Here is a 24,901-nt window from a genome sequence, read left to right as displayed (position 1 = left end):
ATGCGGGCGGTGCTGATCGCCGGGGTGGTGGCGGCCGCCCTGGTCTCGGGCTGCTCGACCGGTGACGACGCGGTGACGCACGGCGGCACCTTCGAGTTCGTCTCGCCCGGCGGCAAGACCGACATCTTCTACGACCCGCCGGAGGACCGTGGTAAGCCCGGCCCGATCTCCGGGCCCGACCTAATGGACCCGTCGCGCACCATCGGCGTCGCCGACTTCGCCGGCAAGGTCGTGGTGCTCAACGTGTGGGGGCAGTGGTGCGGTCCTTGTCGCACCGAGATCTCCCAGCTGCAAAAGGTTTACGACGACACCCGCTCGCAAGGGGTGGCGTTCCTGGGTATCGACGTCCGCGACCTGGAACCGCAGGCGCCCCGGGATTTCATCACCGACCGCAAGGTGACCTATCCGTCGATCTACGACCCGGCGATGCGCACCATGATCGCGTTCGGCGGCCGGTTTCCGTCGTCGGTGATCCCGGCGACCATGGTGCTCGACCGGCAGCACCGGGTGGCGGCGGTGTTCCTGCGTGAGGTGCTCGCCGAGGATCTGCAGCCGGTGATCCGGCGGCTGGTCTCAGAAAGCGTTGAAAGCGTTGAAACCGCCGAGGCGCCGCAGTGAGCAGCCTCACCGCGCTCGCCACCTCCGGTCCGCTGCTGGCGGCCGTCGCGGTGTCGGCGCTGGCCGGGCTGGTGTCGTTCGCCTCGCCGTGCGTGGTGCCGCTGGTGCCGGGCTATCTGTCCTACCTGGCGGCGGTGGTGGGCATCGACGAGCGAGCAGAACAATCCGACGCGGGCACGCTGAAAGCCCCACCGGCGGCGAGGTGGCGCGTCGCGGGGTCGGCGGCGCTGTTCGTCGCCGGGTTCACCGCGGTCTTCCTGCTGGGCTCGATCGCGGTGCTCGGCATGACCACCACGTTGATCAGCAACCAGGTGCTGCTGGAGCGGATCGGCGGTGTGGTGACGATTGCGATGGGACTGGTGTTCGTCGGCTTCGTCCCGGCGCTGCAACGCCAGGTCCGCTTCAACCCGCGGCAGTTGTCGACGGTGCTGGGCGCGCCGCTGCTGGGAGCGGTCTTCGCGCTGGGCTGGACACCGTGTCTGGGGCCGACCCTGACCGGGGTGATCGCGGTCGCCTCGGCCACCGACGGTTCGGGGGTGGCCCGCGGGGTGGTGCTGGTGATCGCCTACTGCCTGGGGTTGGGCATTCCGTTCGTGGCGCTGGCCTTCGGGTCGGCCAGCGCGGTGGCCGGACTGGGCTGGCTGCGCCGGCACACCCGGACCATCCAGATTCTGGGCGGGGTGCTGTTGATCGCGGTCGGGTTGGCGTTGGTCACCGGCGCCTGGGGCCACTTCGTGGCCGCGGTGCGTGACGGGCTGGTCTCCGATGTCAGGCTGCCGATCTGATGGCCACTCCACCCCCACCGGCGGGAACCACCACATCACCCCCGCGAGCAGACACCGAAGCCCCCAAAACGGCTCGGTTCAAGGGGCTTTCGCGTCTGTTCGCGCTGATACGCAACACCTGGCGGGCGCTCACATCGATGGGCACCGCGCTGGTGCTGCTGTTCCTCCTCGCGCTGGCCGCCATCCCCGGGGCGCTGCTGCCGCAACGAAACCTCAACGCCGCCAAGGTCGACGAGTATCTGGCGCTGCACCCGGTGCTGGGGCCGTTGTTGGATCGCCTCCAGGCCTTTGACGTCTTTGCCAGTTTCTGGTTCACCGCCATCTACGTGCTGCTGTGCATCTCGTTGATCGGCTGCCTGACCCCGCGGACCCTTGAGCATCTTCGCAATCTAGGCGCCACCCCGGTCGCCGCGCCGCGCAACCTGGCCCGGCTTCCCAAGCACGCCGCGGCGCAGCTGGCCGGCGATCCCGACGAGCTCGGCGCCGAGCTGGCCGGGCGGTTGCGGGGCTGGCGGCGCACCACCCGGTCGCAAGACGGCACCGTCGAGATCTCCGCGGAGAAGGGCTATCTGCGCGAGTTCGGCAATCTCGCCTTCCATTTCGCGCTGCTGGGTCTGCTGGCCTCGGTCGCGGCCGGCCGGTTGTTCGGCTACGAGGGCAACGTGATGGTCATCGCCGACGGCGGTCCCGGGTTCTGTTCGGCGTCACCCGCGGCGTTCGATTCGTTCCGTGCGGGCACCACCGTCGATGGCACCGGACTGCACCCGATCTGCATCCGGGTCCACGACTTCCAGGCCAACTATCTGGATTCCGGGCTGGCCACCGCCTATATCGCGCACATCGACTACCAGGCCGGCGACGATCTGAGCACCGACCACTGGCGCCCCTACCTGCTGGAGGTCAACCACCCGCTGCGGGTCGGCGGGGTGCGCGCCTACCTGCAGGGCCACGGCTATGCGCCCACTTTCACCGTGACCTTCCCCGACGGGCAGACCCGCACCCAGACGGTGCAGTTCCGCCCCGACAACCCGCTGACCCTGCTGTCGTCCGGCGCCATGCGCTTCGACCCGCCCGCCGGGACCTATCCCGATCCGGGCGAGCGGCGCAAACACCAGATCGGGATCCAGGGGCTGTTCGCGCCGACCGAGGAACTCGACAACAAGCTGCTGTCGTCGGCGTTCCCGGCGCTGCACGATCCCGCGGTGGCCATCGACGTCTACCGCGGTGACACCGGCCTGGACACCGGCCGTCCGCAGGGACTGTTCACGCTGGACTCCCGGCTGATCCACCAGGGCCGGATGACCAAGGTGGCCCGGTCCAACCTGAAGGCCGGTGAAACCATCCGCCTCGACGACGGCACCCTGGTGCGGTTCGACGGCGCGGTGCCGTTCGTCAACATCCAGGTGTCCCATGACCCGGCCGATGTCTGGGTGCTGGTGTTCGCGATGACGATGATGGCCGGCCTGGTGGTCTCACTGGCGGTGCGCCGCCGCCGGATCTGGATCCGGATCGCCCCGGAGCAGACCCCCCCGGGTCACTCATCGCCGCCGCCCGGCGGGCAGGTCGGTACGGTAAACGTCGAGCTGGGCGGGCTGGCACGCACCGACAACTCCGGCTGGGGTGACGAGTTCGAGCGGTTGACCACTCGATTGCTGGCCGGGTTGGACACCGGCAAGGAGGTTTAGATGAATAGCACTCATATCGATGCCGGGCTGGCGCGCTACTCCGACTGGGCGTTCACCTCGGCGCTGATCGTGCTGGTGATCGCGCTGCTGCTGCTGGCCGTCGAACTGGCCTACAGCCGCGCCCGCACCTCCGCCGGGGCCGAGCTGGTGTCGGCCGGCAAGGTCAGCGCCGACAGCGCCACTCCCGGGGTTGTGTTGGCCGCGCCGCGGCGGCCGTTCGACGAGCGGGTGGGCCGGGCCGGGCTGGCCCTGGTCTATCTGGGCATCGTGCTGCTGGCGGCCTGCATCGTGTTCCGCGGTGCCGCCACGCTGCGTCCGCCGTGGGGCAACATGTACGAGTTCATCAACCTGACCTGCTTCGCCGGTCTGCTGGCCGCCGCGGTCGCGTTGCGCCGGCCGCAATATCGCAGCCTGTGGGTGTTCGTGCTGCTGCCGGTGCTGATCCTGCTGACGATCTCCGGGCGCTGGTTGTACGCCACCGCCGCACCGGTGATGCCGGCGCTGCAGTCCTACTGGCTGCCGATCCACGTGTCGGTGGTCAGCATCGGCTCCGGGGTGTTCCTGGTGGCCGGGGTGGCCAGCATGCTGTTTCTGGTGCGATCGTCGCGGCTGAGTGACCCGGACGCGCCCGGTGCGCTGGCCCGGATGGTGCGCCGGCTGCCGGACGCGCAAACCCTGGACCGGATCGCCTACCGGACGACGATCTTCGCCTTCCCGGTCTTCGGTTTCGGCGTGATCTTCGGCGCAATCTGGGCCGAAGGTGCCTGGGGTCGCTACTGGGGCTGGGACCCCAAGGAGACGGTGTCGTTCGTCGCCTGGATCATCTATGCCGCCTACCTGCATGCCAGGTCGACGGCCGGGTGGCGCGATTACAAGGCGGCTTGGATCAACGTCGCCGGCTTCGTGGCGATGATTTTCAACCTGTTCTTCGTCAATCTGGTGACCGTCGGACTGCACTCGTATGCCGGAGTCGGCTAACGCTGCTGACAGAAAGCGTTAGGGCGCCTGCGCTACCCTGCGCTTACTGCCCACCGACGCGACCCAAACTGATGGGGGAGATATCAGTGTCCGACCATGCACCGGGTGACGCCACCCAGGGCCACGAGATGACGGATCATCCGACCACCCAGTTCCGGCCGTATCAGCAGGTCACCGGGGCGGACGAGGCCCCTGGCGGTGATCCGGACACCGGATCGTTGCAGCACCGGGACGCCGGCGCCGATGGGTCCGAGACCCGGTCTTTCGGCGGCTTCCGCACCGAACGCCGGTTCGCCGAGCCGCTTGACCCGTGGCCGGCGCCCACCGAGACCCAGGCCCAGCAACAGTGGAACCCCGGCCCGGCGACCTGGGTGCCGCAGCCGATGGAGAACCCGGCGCCGGTCTACTACGGCGGTCAGGCCGGCGGCCCCGGTGGTCCCGGCGGTGCGGGAAGCGCCCCGTATCGCCCGGCGGAGCCCATCGCGCCGTTCTCGGATCTGTCCACCACCTCACTGTTGCGGCAGGTCAAGCCCCCGCCGACGTCGGGCTGGCGCCGGCTGCTCTATGTGCTGTCCGGACAGTTGATCAATGTCGGGGAGAGCCCGCGGACCGCTCGCTACAACGACCTGGTGGTGCAGGTCAACCGGCCGCTGCAGGGCTGTCACCGGATCGCGGTGCTGTCGCTGAAGGGCGGCGTCGGCAAGACCACGGTCACCGCGACGCTGGGCGCCACCTTCGCCTCCATCCGCGGCGATCGGGTGGTGGCCGTGGACGCCAATCCGGACCGGGGCACGCTGAGCCAGAAGGTGCCGATGGAGACCCCGGCCACCGTGCGCCACCTGCTCCGCGACGCCGACGGCATCCAGCGCTACAGCGACGTCCGCAGCTATACCAACCAGGGGCCCAGCCGGCTGGAGGTGCTGGCCTCGGAGACCGATCCGGCGGTGTCGGAGGCGTTCAGCGCCGAGGACTACGCCCGCACGCTGCAGGTGCTGGAGCGGTTTTACAGCCTGGTCCTCACCGACTGCGGCACCGGCCTGATGCACTCGGCCATGTCGGCGGTGCTGTCCAAGGCCGACACCATGATCGTGGTCAGCTCCGGCTCGGTCGACGGCGCCCGCAGTGCGTCGGCGACGCTGGACTGGCTGGACGCCCACGGTCACGAGGAGCTGGTGCGCAACTCGATCGCGGTCATCAACGCCGTGCGGTCGCGGTCAGGCAAGGTCGACATGCAGAAGGTGGTCGACCACTTCTCCCGGCGGTGCCGCGCGGTGCGGTTGGTGCCGTTCGACCCGCACTTGGAGGAGGGCGCGGAGATCGACATGCTGCGCCTCAAGCGCGAGACGCGCGAAGCCCTGGTCGAGCTGGCCGCCGTGGTCGCCGAGGCGTTCCCGGGCGACGACCGGTTCAACCAGCACTTCGTGTAGCGCGAGCGCTACGGCTGGTTATCGCCCTGGCTGAGTTTCCACAGGAAATCCGGGTCGTCGTCCGGCCCGATGACGCGCGTCTTCGGCCGGGAACGGCTGGCGCGCAGACCGAGGTAGACCAGTGTCCCCAGGGTCAGGATGAGGAGCAGGTAGAGCACTCGTGACACCTCCTGGCGCCGAATATACCGTTAGCGTCTCCGAAGCCTTGCTGACCCGACAGTAGGCTTGGTGACCGTGACAGAGGGTGGGGCCCGGATGGGCCGTGCGGTTATCGATGTGGCGGTGTACACGGCTGCCCGGTTGGCGCTGGTGGTGGCGCTGAGCGCGGTGATCTACGGGCTGGGGCGGGCGGTCGGCGTGAGCGACTTCCCGCCGATCATGGCGATGCTGTTGGCGCTGATCATCGCGTTGCCGTTGGGCATGTGGATCTTCGCCCCGCTGCGCCGGCGCGCCACCGAGAGCATGGCCGCGGCCGGCGAGCGGCGCCGGCGCGACCGTGCGGAACTGCAGGCCCGGCTGCGCGGGGAGTGAGCTTGCCCCCTGACCCAGATGTTGCACTAACCACTTGGTAATGGGTCGCACTTTTGCCTGTTACACGCAGTCAATGGGGTCAATGGGGGACGGACAGCGCCACCGCCTCCACGACCGCCCACACCAGCATCGCCAACCCGGTGTCACGCAGCACCGGGATCAGCGCGACGCCGCCCTGCCCGGACCGCACCGGGGCGATGGCCCGCAGCGCCAGCGGCGCGGCGATCAGGCCCGCCGCACACCACGGCGTGGCCCGCATCAGCGCGAACGTCAGCACGCCGGCCAGCGCCACCAGCAGTTGAAACAGCACCCGGGTGCGGGCATCGCCGAGGCGTACCGCCAGCGTGATCTTGCCGGCGGGCTCGTCGGTGGCGATGTCGCGCAGATTATTGGCCACCAGCACCGCCGACGACAGCGCGCCGACACCCACCGCCAGCACCACCCCGACCCAGTCCACCCGCATGGCCTGGGTGTACTGGGTGCCCAGCACCGCGACCAGGCCGAAGAACACGAACACCGCGATCTCGCCGAACCCGGCATAGCCGTACGGCCGTGCCCCGCCGGTGTAGAGCCACGCCCCGGCGATACAGGCCGCCCCGACGGCCAGCAGCCACGGCGCGCTGACCAGCGCCAGAGCCAGCCCGGCCAGCGCGCCCACCGACAGCGCGGTGATCGCCGCCGCCAGCACCGCGCGCGGCGTGGCCAACCGTGAGCCCACCAGCCGCAGCGGGCCGGTCCGGTCATCGTCGGTGCCGCGCACGCCGTCGGAGTAGTCGTTGGCGAAGTTCACCCCGATGATCAGCGCCACCGCGACCGTCAGCGCCAGCAGCGCCTTCCACCACACCGCGGCGCCCAGCCAGGCCGCCGCGCCGGTTCCGGCGACCACCGGGGCGATCGCATTGGGCAGGGTGCGGGGACGGGCGCCTTCGATCCACTGTGCAAAGCTGGCCCTTTCAGACATGGGCACGATCCTTGCACGCGGGAGGAGCTGACTTGCTGGGCGTGGTCGGCGGTAGTGGGTTCTATTCGTTCTTCGGTGACGACGCACGCCGCGTGCAGTGCGACACGCCTTACGGCAGGCCCAGCGCCGAGATCACAATCGGCACCGTCGGCGGGCATGAGGTCGCGTTCCTGCCGCGGCACGGCGGGCGGCACGAGTATTCGGCGCACACCGTGCCGTATCGCGCCAACATGTGGGCGCTGCGCACGCTGGGGGTGCGACGGATCCTCGCGCCCTGCGCGGTCGGCAGTCTGACCCCGGAGCTGCCCCCTGGATCGGTGGTGGTGCCCGATCAGCTGGTGGACCGCACCCGGGGCCGCGCCGACACCTATTTCGACGACGGCGGCGTGCACGTCGAGTTCGCCGACCCGTACTGCCCGACGCTGCGCTCGGTGGTGACCGGCCTACCCGACGTCGTCGACGGCGCCACCATGGTGGTGATCCAGGGGCCCCGGTTCTCCACCCGCGCCGAGAGTCAGTGGTTCGCCTCGGCGGGATTCCGGCTGATCAACATGACCGGCTACCCCGAGGCCGTGCTGGCTCGGGAGCTGGAGATGTGTTATGCCGCAGTGGCTTTGGTGACCGATCTGGACGCCGGTATCGACGTCGGCAGTGGCGTGAAAGCGGTCGACGTCTTCGCGGAGTTCCAGAAGAACATCGAGCCGTTCAAAAAGCTGGTGCACCAGGGGATCGAACAGGTCGACGAAGAGCGCACCTGCACGCACTGTCTGCCCTACGAGGGCGTTGAATTGCCGTTCGAGCTGCCCTGAACCGACTCGTCGCCGGCCGAATCGTCAGCTCCCCGGTAGATCTTCGGCCCGCCGGCGCGCACCTTTCGCGTGGATCCGGCAGACCGGAAGATCCGCGGGGTGCCGGGCTCCCCGGGTTTGGGGCGGTCATCGGCCGGCAGCGCGAATCGACCCGCCACGATCGTGACCAGCAGCGCACACAGCGCCAGCCCGCACAGCATGACATCGAACGTGCTGGTGATCTGCTGGGCCAGGCCGTTGCCGTACACCGGCTGTGCCAGGGCGTCGGCCCGCTGCGAATCCGGCAGCCGCGGGGCCAGCCCGACGCCGACCACGATGCGCGCGATCGTGAACCCGAACAGCACCGCGGCCACCGACCACAGGGCGGCTGACGGAATCGACCGATTCGCCAGGTTGATCCGCAACCAGATCGCGACCACCGCGGTCACCACGTCGAAGGACGCCATCGCCGCGCTGTCATACGGCGAATACGGCAGATCCAACGCTACCGCGACGACGAGGTCATTGACACGCATCAACGCCGACCCCACACACCAGATGACGATGAGCAGCAACGTATTACGTGTCGCACCCAGCCAGGTTGCCGGCGATGCGTCGCGCACCGCCGCCACCGCGAAGATCGCCGCCGCGGCCACCCACACCAGGTAACCTTCGAAACCCACCCCCGCAGTGGAGGTATTCTGCGCGATGCCGTGAAAGCCGTCAATGACACGGCCCACCGGCAACACCCACACCAGTACACCGGCCAGCAGGGCGGCCCCCCCGAGCAGGACGACGCAGAGTTGTGATGCCTTGTCGCGACGCAGAATCCACCGTGATGCGATGGCCACCGTGATCCAGGCCACCGCACCGTACACCAGGGCGGTCGCGATGATGGCGGCGTGCGGCCTGCCGAAGTCGCTTGCCGAGTGCACATCGGGCACGGCGTAGTGCACCCGCCAGTACAGGTTGTAGAGCACGCTCAAGGCGGCGCCGGCGATCGCGGCGTCGCCCAGCAGGCGGGCGCCGCGCTGCCAGTACCGGACGGGACCGGCCAGCACCGGCTGCCCGGCCAGCACTGCACCCGCGACGCCCAGCCAGGCTCCCGGGCCAACCCCGCCGGGCGGCCGGGAGGTGCCGCCGTACTGGACGGTCTGTACCACATCGGCGACCACCACACCCAACACCAGCAGCAGGTAGGGCGCGCTGAGCAGTCGGCGCAGCCGCCCGGCCAGTGCGGGATCGGCGTGCGCGCCCAGGATTCCCCAGGGGCCGGCATAGGTCGCGGCCACCGACCCCAGCGCGAGCACGGTTACCGCGGCGAGCACGGCCAGCAACCTGGTATCGCTGGCGGGAATCCCGGCCCCGAAGTACAGACTCCACGGCAGCGCCGGCGCAACGCACAACAGCACCGCGGCGGTCACGTCACGGCCGATGTTCCAGCGCCGGGTCGACTCGGCGATCACCAGCTCACCTTAACCGCGCGCCGGCCGCGCACCGCTGATCAGCGGGGATCGAACCGCTTTACTGTCGTCTCGCGCCGCTAAACTGGCTGATTGAAGCCGGCGGCGGAAGGAGGCGCGCAGATGGATGTCGCGCTGGGCGTGTCGGTTACCGGCGCGCTGGCCCGCTTGGCACTGGTGGAATCGGATGCCTACGGCGATGCCGTGCTCGACGAGTCGATGCTCGACCTGACACAGGATCCGGTCGCAACGCTGGCAGATACGGTGACCGGCACGCACCGCATGCTGGCCGACGAAGGTCATCGCCTGGCTGCCACCCGGCTGTGCTGGTCGGATGCGGAGTTGATGGCCCAGCTTCGCCGGGCGCTCGACGAAGCCGGGGTCGAGAACGTCTCCGAGCAACCGCAGGCGCGGTCGGCGGTGGCGTTGGCGCGCAATGTGGCGGGCGAGGACGGCGAAACGACGATGCTGTCGGCGCCCGACGGCGATGCGCCGATGGCCGCACCGGCAGCGACTGCGGGTGCGCCGACGACGGCCGCCCCCGTGGCCGACATCGACTCGGCGGGCGGGGCGGCCACCACGGCGGAACCGGCGATGGCGGGCGCCGAGCCCGAACAACAGCTGGCGTACTCGATGACCGATGACGACTCCGAACTGTTGCCGGTGGAGTACGCCGAGAGCGACCAGGACGACTACGGCGACGATGAGGGCTATGACGACTATGACGACTACGACGACTACGCCGCCGAATACGACGAATCCGGTGGCGGCGACGAGCCGGAGGTGCTGCCGCCCCCGGTCGGCCGGGCGCTGCTGATCGGCAGTTCGGTAGGCGGGATTCTGGTGGCGGGGTGCGCCGCGCTGGCGGTGGCCGTCACCATCGGTATCCGCCCGACCGCCGCGGCCACCCAGGTGGAGCCTCCGGTGCTGACGCAGCCGCTGCAGCCGCAGCCGGTGCCGGGTAACTTCATTCCCGCGCTGCCGGCCCCGAAGCCCCCGCCCATCCCGGCCCCGCGGGCTCCGGCTCCCAATCCTGTTGTTGCTCCCGTGAATCCGGTGCCGCCGGCTGCGGTTATCCCGCCGCCGATCGCGCCCCCGGTGGTGCCCGCGCCGTCAGGTCCCGCGCTGATCCCGTTCCCGATTCCGATTCCGATCATCCCCGGGCCCATTGATGGTGGGCGTGGCGGGCTGGGTGGCTCGGGCCGCGACGGCGGCGGCACCGGCGGGGGAGGCATCGGGTCCGGTGGCGCTAACACCGGCAATGGTGATTCCGGCGGGAGTGCCGGTTCCGGCGGGGATGCGGGTTCCGGGGGCACGGGTTCCAGCGGAGATGGCGGGTCCGGGGAGACCGGTTCCGGTGGCGATACCGGTTCTGGGGGTACCGGTTCCAGCGGAGATGGCGGGTCCGGGAAGACCGGCTCCGGTGGTGACACCGGTTCCGACGGCAGTGATTCCGGTGGCAGTGGTTCCGGCGGAAGTGATTCCGGTGGAGACCAGTCCGGTGGTACCGGCACGGGCGACGACGGTGGCTCCGGCAGCAACCCGGGCGGGTCGGGTAGTGACTCAGGTGGCTCGGGTGACAGCGGAGCCGGTGGACATTCCGGTGGTTCTGGCGACAGCTCTGGCGGGTCGGATGGCAACGGTTCGGGCGGTACCGGATCGGGCGGTACCGGATCGGGTGGTGAATCAAGCGGGCCCGGTACGGGGGGAGCTGGCAGCGATTCCGGCGGCTCCGGCGGGACTGACTCGGGCGGTACCGGTTCCGGTGGTTCCGGGCTTGGTGGTTCCGGGTCCGGTGGTGAAGGCTCGGGCAGTAGTTCGGGTGGCTCCGGCAGTAGTTCGGGTGGTTCCGGCAGTAGTTCGGGTGGTTCCGGCAGTTCGGGCAGTGGCTCGGGGAGCAGTGGCTCCGGCAGCGCCCCGGGCGGTTCGGGTAGTGGTTCCAGTGGTTCGGGCGGTAGCTCCAGTGGCTCCGGTAGTTCCGGCAGCAGCTCCGGTGGTTCCGGCAGCAGCTCTGGTGGTTCCGGCAGCAGCTCTGGTGGTTCGGGGAGCAGCTCTGGTGGTTCGGGGAGCAGCTCTGGTGGTTCGGGAGGCAGTTCCAGCGGCGGGTCCGGTTCCTCGGGGTCGAGTGGTAGTGGCTCCGGGGGCTCCGGCAGCAGCTCCGGTGGCTCGAGCGGCGGCTCGTCCGGTGGCTCGAGCGGCGGCTCCTCCGGTGGTTCGTCCGGCGGTGGCTCGAGCGGCGGCTCGTCCGGTGGTGGATCGGGCGGCGGAAGCGGCGGTGACTGACCTTCCGTAGTCGTAGCTCAACGAGAGTACTGCTGCACCAACGATTTCCGGTCCAGCTTTCCGATCCCGCGTCGGGGCAACGCGGCGACGATGTGCAACTCCCGCGGTGCCGCAGTGGCGTCCAGGGATTGCGCGATATGGGCGCGCAGCGCCGGCAGTGTCGGCGGCTCGGCGCCGGCCACCACCACCGCGGCCACCACCCGCTGGCCCAGCCGATCGTCGGGGATGCCGAACACCGCACAGTCGGCCACGGCGGGGTGGGTCGACAGCACGGCCTCCACCGGGCCGGGCAGTACGGTCAGCCCCCCGGTGCTGATCGCATCGTCGGCGCGCCCGAGCACACTCAGGCACCCCGAAGAATCCAGCACCCCAACGTCATTGGTGTGGAACCAGCCCGGCTCGGCGAACGGGTCCGGGTCGGCGGGATTGCGGTAACCGCGGGCCAGCGTCGGTCCGCCGAGCGCGATCCGCCCGTCGTCGCCGATGCGCACCCGCACCCCGTCCAGCGGCACGCCGTCATAGACACAGCCGCCGGCGGTCTCGCTCATGCCGTAGGTGCGCACCACCTGCACGCCTGCGGCCGCAGCGGCGTCCAGAGTCGGTTGCGGCGCCGGGCCGCCGCCCAGCAGCACCGCGTCGAGTTCGGCCAGCGCGGCCGTCGCGGCGGGAGCCTCCAGCGCCTTGGCGAGTTGGGTGGCCACCAGCGAGGTGTAGCGACGGCCGGACCCGAGTTCGGCGACCGCGGCCGGCAACCGCTCGACATCGAAACCCGTTGCGACGTCGATCTGTACCGGCGTGCTACCGGCCAGCAGGCTGCGCACCACGACCTGGATTCCGGCGATGTGGTGTGGCGGTAACGCCAGCAGCCAGCGGCCCGGGCCGCCCAACCGGTTCTCGGTGGCTGCCGCGCTGGCTCGCAGCGCCGCGCCGGTCAACAGTGCCCCTTTGGGCGCACCGGTGGTCCCCGACGTCGTCACCACCAATGCGACATCGTCGTCGACCGGCTCACCCACCCGCAGGGCGGCCAGGACGGAGGGATCGCCGTCGGCGGCGACCGGCGTCAGCGCGGCGCGGTGCCCGTCCAGAACGTCCTGCAGGGCGGGCAGCAGCATCGACACCGCGCCATCGGAGGGGACGACCAGCGCACGCAGGACGGCTATGGCGTGCCTCCGCCGCTGGGGGCGTCATCGAGCAGCCAGCCCTTGGCGGCCAACCGCTCTCGCACCCGGTCCACGTCCTGTTGGGCGGGCAGTTCGTTGGTGAGCCGGGCGATCATCACCCCGATGTCGATGTGGTCGAACTCGCCGCGGCCGATCAGTTCGCCGGCGACGGTCTTGACCTCGTCGTTGGTCAGCCGCCGTGACAGAAGTGCCAGCAGCGGGATGTAGTCGGTCTGCGGGACCCCGTCGGGATATCCGGCGCGCAGCCAGGCGACGATCGAGGTGAGGAACTTGGTCATACCGCCTCAACCTTCCCGCGTCGCCGCCCGGACATGTCGGCACCGATATTACGGGTGTTCAGCTGGAACGCCGGTGCGCGCACGTCGGCCGCCGCAGCCTCGTCGAGTCGAACCGAACTACTTCGGCTCGGCTCCCAGCAAGTACCAGCCGAAGTGATGTCCCAGGAAGTCGCGGGCGACGAACAGCACCCCGACGACCGCCACGACCAGCACCAACAGGAAAATCGTCCAGCTGACCGCGATCAGCAGCGGGCGCCGGACGCCGACGCCGCCGACACCACCGTTGTTGGCGGCGACATTGATTCGGGTCGCGACCGCGAACAGCGCGGGCAGCGCGGCGCCGACCAGCAGCCCGAAGACCAGGATTTTCAGGGTGGCGGCGTAGTTGAACCACTCGTTCATGAGCGCACGGTTTCGCGCGTGCTGGCCTCGCCAGTCGGAACGATGGTCAGCTGCGGTGCCTCGGGGCCGGTCTCGAACGCCGACCGCAGGGCCTGCTCGACGAGCGGGCCATCCGCCGGGTCCGGTAGCTGGACGGCCGGTATGGGGGCGGCCGGCGCGGACAGGCCGCCGGTCAGGCTGCCCTCCCATTCGGCGTTGACGTTGCGGTGGTCGACGCGTGCCCGGCGCGACCGCAGCCAGATCGCCAGCACCGCGGTGATCAGCAGCGTCACGCCGACGGCGATCCCGAGGTAGCCGCCGATGCCGTGCACGATGCCGTACGCGCCGGCGCCCACACCGCCGGCCATCGGCAGCGTCACCAGCCAGGCCGACACCATCCGCCCGGCGACACTCCAGCGCACCTCGGCGCCCGGTTTACCGACGCCGCTGCCCAGCACCGACCCGGTCGCGACCTGAGTGGTGGACAGCGAGTAACCGAAGTGGCTGGACAGCAAGATGACCGAGGCGGCGGCCGACTCGGCGGCCATGCCTTGCGGCGGCTTGATCTCGACCAGGCCCTTGCCCAGGGTGCGGATGATGCGCCAGCCCCCGGTGTAGGTGCCGGCCGCCATCGCGAGCGCACAGCTGACGATCACCCACAGCGGCGGCAGCGTCGCCGACGTGCTGACCGCGCCGTAGGACATCAGGGCCAGGAAGATCACGCCCATGGTCTTCTGGGCGTCGTTGGTGCCGTGCGCCAACGACACCAACGCGGCCGAGCCGATCTGGCCGCGCTGGAACACCTTCTCGGATTTCGTCTCGTCCACGTTGCGGGTGATGCGGTACACCAGCCAGGTGCCGACGGAGGCGATCAAGGTGGCGATCACGGTGGCCACCACGGCGGGAACCAGCACCTTGGATACCACGCCGCTCCAGATCACCCCGTGCGTGCCGACGGCGGCGATCATCGCGCCCACGATGCCGCCGATCAGGGCATGCGAGGAACTCGACGGGATGCCCAGCAGCCAGGTCAGCAGGTTCCACACGATGCCGCCGACCAGGCCGGCGAAAACGAGTTCCAGGGTCACCAGGTGCGCGTCCACCAGTCCCTTGGCGATGGTCGCCGCGACCGCGGTCGACAGGAAGGCGCCGATCAAGTTCAGGCAGGCCGACATGGTGACGGCGGCCTTGGGCTTGAGCGCACCGCTGGCGATCGACGTCGCCATGGCGTTGCCGGTGTCATGGAACCCGTTGGTGAAGTCGAAGCCGAGCGCCGTGATCACGACGATGATCAGGAGGAACAGATCAAGGCTCACGAGAGAATCACAATGTCAATTCTGACGGCCGCCGGTGTCGATGTCTAACGATCACGCTGGTGAAATGCGGGTGTACTCCGAGACGTTTCGAATTGTTTGCCTGCCGTTAATCTTCGGATCGGGTCCGTTTGTCCTGGCGGGTGTCGCGGCGCAGCGGGTGATTCGCGGGCACCTCCACGAAAATCAGCGTGACGCCGTCGGGGTCGGTGACATGCATCTCATGCAGCCCCCACGGCTCCCGGCGTGCCTCGCGGGCGATCGGCACGCCCCGGCCCTCCAGTTCGGCCTGGGTGGCGGCGACGTCGCGCACCTGCAGCCACAGCGCGCCGGGAAACGACGCCCCCGGACGTTCCGGGCCGCCGTGGCCGGCCAGCTCGATCAGCGACTGTCCGGCGTAGAACACCATCCCGGCGCCGTAATCGCGGGCGATCGCCAGCCCGATCTCGTCGCGGTAGAACCGCAGTGAGCGTTGATAGTCGGTGGGCCGGAGCAACACCCGGCTGGCCAAAATCTCCATCAGTCAGTCCTCTACTGGCTCGATCCGGTTCCGCTTGACGATGGCGGTGGCCCAACCGGCGTTGAGATTGTCCAGGGCGCGAAACGCCAGCGCCAGCCGCGGCGCGATGCGGATCGGGCGATACCTGGCCGCGTCGATCATCCACGCGCCGGCTTCCTCAGCGGTGAGTCCCGGCTTGCCCTGGAACGCCGCGGTGGGCGCGATCATCGGGGTCTTCACCAGCGGGTAGTACAGCGTGGTGGACAGCACGCCGTCGCGGGACCATTCGCTGTCGATGACCCGGCTCACCGCGCTCAGCGCCGACTTGGAGGCGTTGTACACCGCGAACAGTGGCGAGGAGTCGGTGAAGACGCCCCAGGTGGCGACGTTGATGATGTGGCCGTCGCCGCGTACCCGCATCGCCGGGGCGAGCCCGCGGATCAGCCGCAGCGGCGAGTAGTAGTTGAGCTGCATGGTCCGCTCCACGTCGTGCCAGCGGTCCAGGGATTCGGCCAGCGGCCGGCGGATGGAGCGCCCCGCGTTGTTGACCAGGATGTCCACCCCGTCGAACCGCTCGTCGACGTCTTTGACCAGGGCGTCGACGGCGTCCAGATCCGACAGGTCGCAGGCCATGGCGTGGGCCGTTCCACCGGCGTCGGTGATCCGCTTGACCAGCGCGTCCAGGTTCTCCTGGCGCCGAGCCACCGCGATCACGGTGGCGCCCGCTGCCCCGAACTGTTCGGCGCCGGCTTCCCCGATTCCCGACGACGCGCCGGTCACGAGCACCCGTTTGCCGCTCAGGTCGATCGGCTTGGCGCCGGGCCGGTGCATCAGCTGTGCGGCGACCGGGGGACGCATGGTCGCGAGCGTGAGCTGGTCGGTCAGGCGGCGTAACGGGCTTTTGCTCATGGATAGCCACTCTATGCGGGGAACTGTTTGCCCCGAGCCTGTAGTTACCGCGACGCTCACTCGCACTTCTTCACGCCAACTACAGTCTCGCGGGAGCTCAGAAGTAACGCGGGAAGGCGCTCCAGTCCGGGTCGCGCTTCTCCAGGAACGCATCCCGGCCCTCCACGGCCTCGTCGGTCATGTAGGCCAGCCGGGTGGCCTCGCCGGCGAACAGCTGCTGGCCCACCAGGCCGTCGTCGAGCAGGTTGAACGCGAACTTCAGCATGCGCTGCGCCTGAGGCGATTTGCCGTTGATCTCGCGCGCCCACTGCACCCCGGTGGCCTCCAGGTCCGCGTGGTCGACGACCTCGTTGACCGCGCCCATGTGGTGCATCTGCTCGGCGGTGTAGGCCCGGCCCAGAAAGAAGATCTCCCGGGCGAACTTCTGGCCGACCTGGCGGGCCAGATATCCGCTGCCGTAGCCGCCGTCGAAGCTGCCGACGTCGGCGTCGGTCTGCTTGAACTTCGCGTGCTCGCGGCTGGCCAGGGTCAGGTCGCACACCACGTGCAGACTGTGCCCGCCGCCGGCGGCCCAGCCGTTGACCAGGCAGATCACCGGCTTGGGCATGAACCGGATCAGCCGCTGCACCTCCAGGATGTGCAGTCGTCCGGCTCGGGCCACATCGACGGTGTCCGCGGTCTCCCCGGATGCGTACTGGTAGCCGCTGCGGCCGCGGATGCGCTGATCGCCGCCGGAGCAGAACGCCCAGCCGCCGTCTTTGGGTGAGGGGCCGTTGCCGGTCAGCAGCACCACCCCGACATCCGGGGACATCCGGGCGTGATCGAGGACCTGATAGAGCTCGTCGACGGTGTGCGGGCGAAACGCGTTGCGCACCTCGGGGCGGTCGAACGCCACCCGCACCGTGGCGTCGGTGACGTGCCGGTGGTAGGTGATGTCGGTCAGGCCGGCGAAGCCGGGTTCGTACTCCGAGACGGGCCGCCAGATGCTCTCGTCAAAAGGGTTGCTGCTCACGCCTGCGACCGTACCGGGGCGCTCCGGATCAGCCGCTACCCGATGGCGCGGTCGGTTCCCTGCCAGAACTGGGCGCGGACGGCCTTCTTGTCCGGCTTGCCCAACGCGGTCACCGGCAGGGCGTCGACCACGACCACACGTTTGGGCGATTGCACCGAGCCCTTGCGTTCCTTGACCGCGTCCTGGATCTCGGCGGTCATCGCCGCGATCGCGTCGTCGTCGCGGGGCGCCTCGGCGCGCAACACCACCACCGCGGTCACCGCCTCACCCCACTTGTCGTCCGGGGCGCCGATCACACACACCTGCGCCACCGAGGAGTGCTCGGCCACCACGTCTTCGACTTCGCGGGGGAACACGTTGAAGCCGCCGGTGACGATCATGTCCTTGACCCGGTCGACGATGAACCAGAACCCGTCCTCGTCCTCGCGGGCCATGTCGCCGGTGTGCATCCAGCCGTCCCGGAACGTCTCCGCGGTCGCCTCGGGCAGGTTCCAGTACCCGCCGGACAGCAGGGGCCCGCCGACGCAGATCTCGCCGACCTCGCCCTGGGCCACCGGTTGGCCGTCCGCGCCCAGCAGCGCGGTGCGGGCGAACAGTGTCGGGCGTCCGCAGGAGGTGAGCCGCTTCTCGTCGTGGTCGCCCTTGGCCAGGTAGGTGATCACCATCGGCGCTTCGGACTGTCCGTAGTACTGGGCGAAGATCGGCCCGAACCGCTCGATCGCCTCGGCGAGGCGCACCGGGTTGATCGCCGACGCGCCGTAGTACACCGTCTCCAACGACGACAGGTCCCGGGTGCGTGAATCCGGGTGGTCCATCAGCGCGTAGAGCATCGACGGAACCAGCATCGTCGCGGTGATCCGCTGTTCCTCAATGGTTTTCAGGATCTCGGCGGGATCGAACTTCGCTGCAACCACCATCTGGCCGCCCTTGATCAGCGTCGGGGCGAAAAACGCCGCCCCGGCGTGCGACAGCGGGGTGCACATCAGAAACTTCGGATTGGCGGGCCACTCCCATTCGGCGAGCTGAATCTGCGTCATGGTGGTGATCGATTCCACGGTGCCGATCACGCCCTTGGGCTTCCCGGTCGTCCCGCCGGTGTAGGTCAGGCCGCCGATGTGATCCGGGGCCAGATCGGCGGCCACCAGCGGGCGCACCGGGTACTTCGCCGCCTCGGCGGACAGGTCGCTGGCCACGTCGGCCAGTGCGTCGGGGACCGGTCCGATGGTCAGGATCTGGGTCAGCGACTCGACCTTCTCCAGCAGGCCCACCGCGCGTTCGACGAACGCCGGGTTGGGGTCGATGATCAGCGTGGAGATCCCGGCGTCGGCGAGCACGTAGGCGTGGTCGTCCAGCGAACCCAGCGGGTGCAGGGCGGTACGCCGGTAACCCATGGTCTGCCCGGCGCCGATGATCATCAACACCTCGGGGCGGTTCAGCGACAGCAACCCGACCGCAGTGCCGGTTCCGGCGCCCAGCGCCTCGAAGGCCTGGATGTACTGGCTGATCTTGTCGGCCAACTGGCCGCCGGTCAGCGTGGTATCGCCGAGGAACAGCACCGGGGTGTCGCGGTGGCGTTTGAGCGCGCCGGCCAGCAGGTGGCCCATGTGAACGGGGTTGCGCAACGGTTGGTGGTCGTCCATCTGGCCAGACTAGAACGTGTTGCAAATCGTCCGGGCCGCGCCCACCGCAACCGCTGGCGCGCCGATCTCGCCGGGCCTCAACTGCCGGTGCGGGCGCGCGCCGCGGCGAGCAGCTCGTCGACGGCGTCGCGCAGGCACTGTTCGTAAACCTCGGGGTCGGGGAGGGCGGCGCGGTCGGCGGTGAAGCAGAAGGTCACGCGGTTGCCGTAGCTACCGATCCCGTTGTTGAGGCCCATGCCGTCGAGGACCGGGCCGAGGCCGGTGGTGTCGACCATCTGCGCTCCGCAGAAGTACATCGGCGTCAACGGTCCGGGGACGTTGCTCACCAGGGTGTGGGCGGCCACGGCGCGCCCGCGCCGGCTCAGCGCGCGCACCGCCGCCCGCTGCACCGTGCCCATCAGTCCGCCGAGCGCCTCCTCCGACATCTCGATGAGCGTGCGGACGGGGTGGGCGCCGGCTTCCTTGACGTGCGCGGTCGAGGTCACGATGCGCGCCAGCCGCCGCAGCGGGTCGGTCTCGTCGGTGGCCATCGTGATGGGCGCCACCGAGTACTCGTTGCCGCTGGTCCCGGCGGCGTCGCCGTGGGTGCGGGTGTTGGTCGGCCGGATCGAGATCGGCATCATCGCCACCATCGCCTCGTCGGGCAACTCGTCCTTGTCGAGCAGGTAGCGGCGGATGGCTCCGCCGACGACGGCCAGGCCGACGTCGTTGATCTTGGCGTCCGGCAGGGCCGTGCGGATCTCCTTGAGGACGTCGAGCGTGGTGTAGGCGGTGCCGAACACGCGATGGGGTGACACCACCTGGTTGAAGCGGGTCGCCTGCGGCAGCGACGCGGGCGAGGTGAGGTCGGGGTCGCGGTTGTCGGACAGCAGCATCGGCACCTGGCGCGCTACCTTGCCGACCTGCCCCAGCACGCCGAAGGGCCAACTGACGCCGTGCAGCGCGGCCCGGCTCAGCAGTGCGACGTCGGACGGGACGGCGTCGGGTTCCCAGTGGTAGCCCTCGGGTGCCGGCGGCGGTTCCCCGTCGGGCTCGTGGGTGTGCAGCGCGGTGAGTATCTCGGCGCCGGCGACACCATCGATGGCGGCGTGATGCACCCGCAGGAACACCGCGAAGGCGCCCTTGGGCACGTGGCCGACGCCGTCCAGCCCGTCGATCAGGTACAGCTCCCAGGGCGGCCGAGCCAGATCGAGCGGCCGGGCGTGGATACGGGCGATCTGGGTGCACAGCTGCCGCCAGCTTCCGGGCCGGGGCAGCGCGATGTGCCGTACGTGGTACTCGAGGTCGAACGCGCCGTCCCGGATCCACCACGGCCGATCGGCGCCGAACGGCACATGGACGAGCCGCTCCCGGAAGCTCTCGGCGACGTGCAGGTGGGCCTCGACGTAGGCCAGCACCTCTTCGTAGCTGACTGGCCCACGACGCGACCCCTTGCGGGGCCCATTGCGTGTTGAAGGGTCGTAGATGCCGACGATGCCGATGGTGTTGTGGGCGGCCGCACTGTCGAGTGAAACCATCGTCCAATCAGCGCTGGACAGTTGGCGCAACGTCTCTCCTCCGGTTCCTCACGGCCTGTGTCGTAGCCCATCGGCGGCCAGGACCGAGGCGATGTGGTCGTCGTAGTCCGCCCCGCGCCATGCGGTGACGTGACCGCGCGGCCGCCATGCGATCGAGGGCTCGTCCCAGTGCCGCCAGAGTTGGGCAGCACCGCGCGGCGGGGCGATCCGGTCGACCTGGCCGGCCACGATGTGGCGCCGCTGGTGGGGAACGAGGCAGGGCGCCGCAAGCGGGGAGACGACCCGGTGCACCAGCGCTGAGCGATGGTCATGTATCCGGCGGTGCCACCGTCTTTTCGCGGGTGTGACCGGCGCCGCCTCGCGCATCGAGGCGGCCAGGTCGCTCGTCGGCACGACCGCGATCAGGCTGGCCAGCTCGCCCTCGAGCGTCGACAGCAGGCTGCTGACGTAGGCGCCCAGGGACACGCCGAGCACGCCGACCGCGGGTGCCTGTTGGACGTTGCGCAGCCATCCCAGCAGCCGGCGGATGTCCCACACCGCCTGGGTGAGCCCCAGCACGTTGTTCGTGGCGAACACGTTGGAGGCGAACTGCCGTGCGGGGGAGAATCCGTCGGCGCGCAAGCCATGCAGCGGGAGCACCGGGAGCGCAACGTTGATGCCGAGTTGCTGATGCAGCCGGCGCACGCGCAGCATCTTGATGTCGCTCGGTCGTCCCATACTCTGCCCATGAACCGCGATGAGCCAGGGCCGGGGGCCGCCGGGGTGGCGCAGCAGCCGGACCGGTACGCGTTCGTTGGCGCGCAGCGAGCGCCAGCGCCCGGCGCCGGGCTCGCCGGTCTCGGGCCGCCACCCGCTGTCGAACCAGGCGACCTCGATCCCCTGTTGCCGGCCTGGCAGGCGGGCGATCTGCAGGTGGGCGGGCTCGGTGGGGCTGCGGTGCCGGCGTCGCGGATCGTCGAGCCAGCCGGCGTCGCGGTAGTAGCCGGCGGCGGCATCGAGTTCGGCCGAAGCCGTCGCGTAGTGCTCCGGCGAACCGAGCGATGACAGCAGCGGTATCGGGGCGGCGACCAGCGCGTCGAGGGCGGCGGCCACACCGAGGCCGACCGACGGTTCCGCGCCCGTCCGCATGATCTGAGAACCTACCGGTATGCCGCAACCTTCGCTGCAGGATCTGCTGGACCGCGTGCATGTCGTCGCCCTGCCGATGCGGGTGCGGTTTCGCGGCATCACCGTTCGCGAGCTTGCGTTGATCCACGGCCCGGCGGGCTGGGGCGAGTTCGGCGCCTTCCCCGAGTATCAGCCGCCCGAGGCGGCGCACTGGCTGGCCGCTGCCATCGAGGGCGCCTACCAGCCGCCGCCGCCGGCGAGCCGCGACCGCATCCCGATCAACGCCACGGTGCCCGCCGTCGACGCCGAGCGGGTGCCCGAGGTGCTGGCCCGGTTTCCCGGCGCCGACACCGCCAAGGTGAAGGTCGCCGAACCCAGCCAGACCTTGGCCGACGACCTCGCCCGGGTCGAGGCCGTCCGCGCCCTGATTCCGACCGTGCGGGTCGACGCCAACGGCGGCTGGAGCGTCGAGCAGGCCGTGCAGGCGGCGCGCGCACTGACCGCCACCGGCCCGCTGGAATATCTCGAACAACCGTGCGCCACCATCGCCGAACTCGCAGAACTGCGGCGCCGCATCGACATTCCGGTGGCCGCCGATGAGAGCATCCGCAAAGCTGACGACCCGCTGGCCGTCGCGAGAGCCGGCGCCGCCGACATCGCCGTGCTCAAAGTCGCACCGCTGGGCGGCATTTCGGCGCTGCTGCAGATCGCCGGCCAGATCGGTATCCCGGTGGTGATCTCCAGCGCCATCGACTCCGCGGTCGGCATCGCCGCCGGTCTGCACGCCGCGGCGGCACTGCCGGAGCTACCGCACGCCTGCGGGCTCGGCACCGGGTCGCTGTTCGTCGAGGATGTGACCGATCCCGCCCAGCCACCGACCGACGGTTACCTGCCGGTGCAGCCGGTGACCCCGGACCCGGCCCGGCTGCACGCCCTGGCCGCCTCACCGCAGCGGCAGCAGTGGTGGATCGAGCGGATCCGGGCCTGCTACCCGCATTTAGGGTAGGCGCTTACTCTTGGCAGGCCGGCGCCGTCGGGGCACAGTGCGCCAATGGCCGGATTCGGTGTGGGTGTTCAAGATCCCGCCATGGCCGCGCGCCCGGCCGTCGACACCATCACCAGGGTCAACTACCTGAGCGCGGTGGCCGGCCAAGTCGACTCGCTCTGGGTGCCCGACCATCTCAACGCGCTGTTCCCGCGGGCGCTGTGGCAGCCCAAATACGTCGGCCTGACCAAGATCATGCCGTCGGTGGACGCCTACCTGGAGCCGTGGACCATGCTCGGGCACATCGCCGCCCGCAACCGCGTGGCCCGGCTGCGGCTGGGCACCTCGGTGACCGACGCCGGCCGGCGCAATCCGGCAGTCACCGCCCAAGCCGCGGCAACCCTGCACCTGCTCACCCGGGGCCGGGCCATCCTCGGTATCGGCACCGGCGAGCGGGAGGGCAATGAGCCCTACGGGGTGGACTGGTCCAAGCCGGTCGCCCGGTTCGAAGAGGCGATGGCCACCATCAGGGCGTTGTGGGATTCCTATGGGGCACTGGTCAACCGGGATTCCCCCTACTTCCCGTTGCGCAACGCCCTGTTCGACCTGCCGCCCTACCGCGGTAAGTGGCCGCCGATCTGGATTGCCGCGCACGGTCCGCGCATGCTGCGTGCGGTGGGCCGCTACGCCGACGGCTTCTTGCCGGCCTCGCCGCACCAACCCCACGAGTATGCCGAGCGTCTGGACGTCGTTCGTGCCGCGGCCTCCGATGCCGGACGCGATCCGCTCGCCATCGTCCCGGCGCTGTGGATAGGGGTGGTGACCGGTCGCAGCGCAGCCCAGGTGGACGAGGCACTGGAATCGGAGATGGTCAGGGCGTGGGCGCTCAACGCCAACGACGAGTTCTTCGCCCAACACGGCGCGCAGCACCCGTTGGGTGTCGGTTTCGCCGGCGGGCAGGATATTTTGCCGCAGGATTGGGACGAGCAGACCGCACTGTCCCACATCAAGGGCATCTCCCCGGAACTGTTACGAGGCACGGCTCTGGTCGGTACCCCTCGCGAGGTCATCGATCAGGTGGCGCAGTGGCGCGACTGCGGGGTTCGCTACCTGGTGCTGGCGAACTTCAGTGGGCTGCAACGCAGTCTGCGTAACGGATTGGCCGCTACCGTGCCGTTCTACCGGATCGTGCGGGGACTCAAGAAGCTCTGACAGGTCAGACGCTGGGCAGCCGCGCGTCGATCCCGTTCGCGATCGTGACAGCCGTCGGACTGGATCGTGAGCGGGACATCGCACGGGGTGGGCCGGCGGTGATGGTCTGCGAATCGGATGGCCGAATTCGTCACTGCGGTGGGTGCACAGCGGCGGTGACGATCACACTGTTGACGATGATTGCGGTCATCGTGCGGGTCACCGCTTCGCCGGCAGCCGCGGCGCCCCAATTGCCGCGGTCGAGTTCCCTTGCGCGAGCGATAACTGACGGGTTCCACGCCGATCACCGGGTCGAAATCGGGGAGCGCGCCGCTGCCCCAGACCAATGCCGCCAGGGCGGCGACCCTGGGCGTCGGCTCGGTGTAGTCGACGAGGACGTTGCGAACATCCTTGAGGAGCCCGGATCGACGCCCGTTTTGGCCTTCAACCAAGGCTGAAGCATGGCTGCGCCCAACACGGAGAAGATGGTGGTCTCGCCCGCGATCATTCCGGAGTCGGGTTGAAACAGCAGGAGCAGCAGGTCCTCCGCCAGGGTGGGAGTCCCCGGTACTCCCGCCGCAGCGGACGTGTCGGTGGGCATCAGAATTGGCTGGCGCCACCATCGACGTAGACCTCCGAGCCGGTCATGAAGGAGCTGCCGTCGGAGGCGAGGAAGGTGACCGCGCTGCCGATCTCCTCCGGCTGCGCACGGCGCTTCATCGGCACTGTGGAGGTCACCGCCGCCAGTGCGTCGTCGGACCCGGCGAAGAGGTCGGCCAGGCCAGGTGTCTCTGTAAGCCCCGGAGCGACGACGTTGACGCGGATCTTCCGGTCGACGAGTTCCGCGGCCCAACTGCGGGCGAGGGACCGGATTGCGGTCTTGGAAGCGGCGTAGACGCTCGTGCCGGGAGACGCCTTCACGTCACCGGCGGAACCGCACAGGATGACCGATGCGCCTTGGTTGAGCAGCGGAAGGACAGACTGCACCGTGAAGATGATCCCGCCGACGTTGGTGTTGAACGTCTTGGCGTAGTGCTCCCAGGTGATGTCTTCCAGGGCCGCGATCTCGGCGATACCCGCATTGGCGAAGACGATGTCGAGTTTGCGTCCGGTGGCCTCGATGGTGGATGCGACGCGGCCGAGATCAGCAGGCTTGGTCACGTCGGCTGGAATGTAGCTGGCCTGGCCGGTGCCGATGGCGGCGACTGCCTCTTCGAGGGCGTCTTCGCGACGTCCCACCAGGAAGACGTAGGCTCCCTCTTTCGCGAGAGCGCGCGCCCCGGCCAGGCCTATGCCCGACGTTGCTCCCGTGACCAGTGCAGTCCTACCTGCCAAGAACGACATACGAACCTCCAGTCGGTGTTGCGTC

The 24,901-nt window shown here is 69.6% G+C and carries 25 protein-coding genes; 11 read left to right on the top strand and 14 right to left on the bottom strand.

All coding sequences use genetic code 11. The features are described 5' to 3' along the window. From AWC24_RS11160 to AWC24_RS11140, 5 genes are all read left to right on the top strand, one after another. Positions 1-618 (top strand): TlpA disulfide reductase family protein, encoded by a 618-nt coding sequence (locus tag AWC24_RS11160; RefSeq protein ID WP_085084867.1) that lies wholly within the window; start codon positions 1-3, stop codon positions 616-618. After that, positions 615-1,403, top strand: coding sequence for a cytochrome c biogenesis CcdA family protein (locus AWC24_RS11155; RefSeq protein ID WP_085084866.1), 789 nt, complete (start codon positions 615-617; stop codon positions 1,401-1,403). Before AWC24_RS11160 ends, AWC24_RS11155 begins: the two co-directional genes overlap by 4 nt. Then, complete coding sequence (gene resB, locus AWC24_RS11150; RefSeq protein WP_085084864.1) at positions 1,403-3,088, top strand: cytochrome c biogenesis protein ResB; 1,686 nt, start codon at positions 1,403-1,405, stop codon at positions 3,086-3,088. The genes AWC24_RS11155 and resB overlap by 1 nt, the downstream gene beginning before the upstream one ends. Then, positions 3,089-4,066: a c-type cytochrome biogenesis protein CcsB gene (gene ccsB, locus AWC24_RS11145; protein WP_085084862.1), complete on the top strand. Its 978-nt coding sequence runs from the start codon at positions 3,089-3,091 to the stop codon at positions 4,064-4,066. An 80-nt stretch (positions 4,067-4,146) separates the two neighbouring features. Next, positions 4,147-5,493, top strand: a complete 1,347-nt coding sequence (locus AWC24_RS11140) for a nucleotide-binding protein (RefSeq protein WP_407663476.1) — start codon at positions 4,147-4,149, stop codon at positions 5,491-5,493. An 8-nt stretch (positions 5,494-5,501) separates the two neighbouring features. On the opposite strand, the gene AWC24_RS22465 is transcribed toward AWC24_RS11140, so the two are convergent. Continuing rightward, complete coding sequence (locus tag AWC24_RS22465) at positions 5,502-5,651, bottom strand: hypothetical protein (protein WP_165757732.1); 150 nt, start codon at positions 5,649-5,651, stop codon at positions 5,502-5,504. A gap of 97 nt (positions 5,652-5,748) precedes the next feature. Between AWC24_RS22465 and AWC24_RS11135 the strand changes: the two genes are divergently transcribed. Further along, complete coding sequence (locus AWC24_RS11135) at positions 5,749-6,024, top strand: DUF4229 domain-containing protein (RefSeq protein WP_085084858.1); 276 nt, start codon at positions 5,749-5,751, stop codon at positions 6,022-6,024. A 79-nt stretch (positions 6,025-6,103) separates the two neighbouring features. On the opposite strand, the gene AWC24_RS11130 is transcribed toward AWC24_RS11135, so the two are convergent. After that, entirely contained in the window at positions 6,104-6,985 is an 882-nt protein-coding gene (locus tag AWC24_RS11130; RefSeq protein ID WP_085084856.1) for a 1,4-dihydroxy-2-naphthoate polyprenyltransferase, read from the bottom strand. Positions 6,986-7,017: 32 nt separating this feature from the next. On the opposite strand from AWC24_RS11130, the gene AWC24_RS11125 reads away from it, so the two are divergent. Next, positions 7,018-7,794 (top strand): S-methyl-5'-thioadenosine phosphorylase, encoded by a 777-nt coding sequence (locus AWC24_RS11125; protein WP_085084854.1) that lies wholly within the window; start codon positions 7,018-7,020, stop codon positions 7,792-7,794. Here AWC24_RS11125 and AWC24_RS11120 read toward each other — a convergent pair. Beyond that, entirely contained in the window at positions 7,758-9,239 is a 1,482-nt protein-coding gene (locus AWC24_RS11120) for a DUF7937 domain-containing protein (RefSeq protein ID WP_085084852.1), read from the bottom strand. The genes AWC24_RS11125 and AWC24_RS11120 overlap by 37 nt on opposite strands. A gap of 120 nt (positions 9,240-9,359) precedes the next feature. On the opposite strand from AWC24_RS11120, the gene AWC24_RS23015 reads away from it, so the two are divergent. Beyond that, positions 9,360-11,519: a DUF7159 family protein gene (locus tag AWC24_RS23015; RefSeq protein ID WP_085084850.1), complete on the top strand. Its 2,160-nt coding sequence runs from the start codon at positions 9,360-9,362 to the stop codon at positions 11,517-11,519. A gap of 17 nt (positions 11,520-11,536) precedes the next feature. On the opposite strand, the gene menE is transcribed toward AWC24_RS23015, so the two are convergent. The 10 genes from menE to AWC24_RS11065 all read right to left on the bottom strand — a co-directional run bounded on the left by menE (position 11,537) and on the right by AWC24_RS11065 (position 21,377). Then, the gene (gene menE, locus AWC24_RS11110) at positions 11,537-12,631 is read right to left on the bottom strand and encodes an o-succinylbenzoate--CoA ligase (RefSeq protein ID WP_207568316.1); all 1,095 of its coding nucleotides are present in this window, start codon (positions 12,629-12,631) and stop codon (positions 11,537-11,539) included. A 44-nt stretch (positions 12,632-12,675) separates the two neighbouring features. Further along, positions 12,676-12,978: a DUF3349 domain-containing protein gene (locus AWC24_RS11105; RefSeq protein WP_085084846.1), complete on the bottom strand. Its 303-nt coding sequence runs from the start codon at positions 12,976-12,978 to the stop codon at positions 12,676-12,678. A 117-nt stretch (positions 12,979-13,095) separates the two neighbouring features. Then, complete coding sequence (locus AWC24_RS11100) at positions 13,096-13,380, bottom strand: hypothetical protein (RefSeq protein ID WP_085084844.1); 285 nt, start codon at positions 13,378-13,380, stop codon at positions 13,096-13,098. Next, on the bottom strand, positions 13,377-14,675 hold the full coding sequence (locus tag AWC24_RS11095) for an inorganic phosphate transporter (RefSeq protein WP_085084842.1): 1,299 nt from the start codon (positions 14,673-14,675) through the stop codon (positions 13,377-13,379). Before AWC24_RS11095 ends, AWC24_RS11100 begins: the two co-directional genes overlap by 4 nt. A gap of 106 nt (positions 14,676-14,781) precedes the next feature. Then, the gene (locus AWC24_RS11090; protein WP_085084840.1) at positions 14,782-15,192 is read right to left on the bottom strand and encodes a VOC family protein; all 411 of its coding nucleotides are present in this window, start codon (positions 15,190-15,192) and stop codon (positions 14,782-14,784) included. A 3-nt stretch (positions 15,193-15,195) separates the two neighbouring features. Beyond that, positions 15,196-16,080 carry an SDR family oxidoreductase gene (locus AWC24_RS11085; protein ID WP_085084838.1) on the bottom strand — a complete coding sequence of 295 codons (885 nt, stop codon included), beginning with the start codon at positions 16,078-16,080 and terminating at the stop codon, positions 15,196-15,198. A gap of 97 nt (positions 16,081-16,177) precedes the next feature. Then, entirely contained in the window at positions 16,178-17,092 is a 915-nt protein-coding gene (locus AWC24_RS11080; RefSeq protein WP_085084836.1) for a 1,4-dihydroxy-2-naphthoyl-CoA synthase, read from the bottom strand. A 35-nt stretch (positions 17,093-17,127) separates the two neighbouring features. Then, positions 17,128-18,732, bottom strand: a complete 1,605-nt coding sequence (gene fadD8, locus AWC24_RS11075) for a fatty-acid--CoA ligase FadD8 (RefSeq protein WP_085084834.1) — start codon at positions 18,730-18,732, stop codon at positions 17,128-17,130. Positions 18,733-18,809: 77 nt separating this feature from the next. Beyond that, complete coding sequence (locus AWC24_RS11070) at positions 18,810-20,279, bottom strand: wax ester/triacylglycerol synthase family O-acyltransferase (protein WP_133055718.1); 1,470 nt, start codon at positions 20,277-20,279, stop codon at positions 18,810-18,812. An 18-nt stretch (positions 20,280-20,297) separates the two neighbouring features. Then, the gene (locus AWC24_RS11065) at positions 20,298-21,377 is read right to left on the bottom strand and encodes an alpha/beta fold hydrolase (RefSeq protein ID WP_085084830.1); all 1,080 of its coding nucleotides are present in this window, start codon (positions 21,375-21,377) and stop codon (positions 20,298-20,300) included. A gap of 19 nt (positions 21,378-21,396) precedes the next feature. Here AWC24_RS11065 and AWC24_RS11060 point away from each other — a divergent pair, with 19 nt between their 5' ends. From AWC24_RS11060 to AWC24_RS22455, 3 genes are all read left to right on the top strand, one after another. Continuing rightward, entirely contained in the window at positions 21,397-22,362 is a 966-nt protein-coding gene (locus AWC24_RS11060) for an o-succinylbenzoate synthase (protein ID WP_085084828.1), read from the top strand. 45 nt (positions 22,363-22,407) lie between these two features. Beyond that, positions 22,408-23,553 (top strand): LLM class flavin-dependent oxidoreductase, encoded by a 1,146-nt coding sequence (locus tag AWC24_RS11055; RefSeq protein WP_085084826.1) that lies wholly within the window; start codon positions 22,408-22,410, stop codon positions 23,551-23,553. A 155-nt stretch (positions 23,554-23,708) separates the two neighbouring features. Further along, positions 23,709-23,990 carry a hypothetical protein gene (locus AWC24_RS22455; protein WP_163705536.1) on the top strand — a complete coding sequence of 94 codons (282 nt, stop codon included), beginning with the start codon at positions 23,709-23,711 and terminating at the stop codon, positions 23,988-23,990. A gap of 142 nt (positions 23,991-24,132) precedes the next feature. Here the strand turns inward: AWC24_RS22455 and AWC24_RS11045 are convergent, their stop codons facing one another. Beyond that, positions 24,133-24,876, bottom strand: coding sequence for an SDR family NAD(P)-dependent oxidoreductase (locus AWC24_RS11045; RefSeq protein WP_085084824.1), 744 nt, complete (start codon positions 24,874-24,876; stop codon positions 24,133-24,135). Between the last annotated feature and the right edge of the window lie 25 nt (positions 24,877-24,901).

This window comes from Mycolicibacter senuensis, assembly GCF_002101885.1.
GTDB classification, from domain to species: Bacteria; Actinomycetota; Actinomycetes; order Mycobacteriales; family Mycobacteriaceae; genus Mycobacterium; species Mycobacterium senuense.
This window is presented reverse-complemented; position numbering and strand designations above follow the sequence as displayed.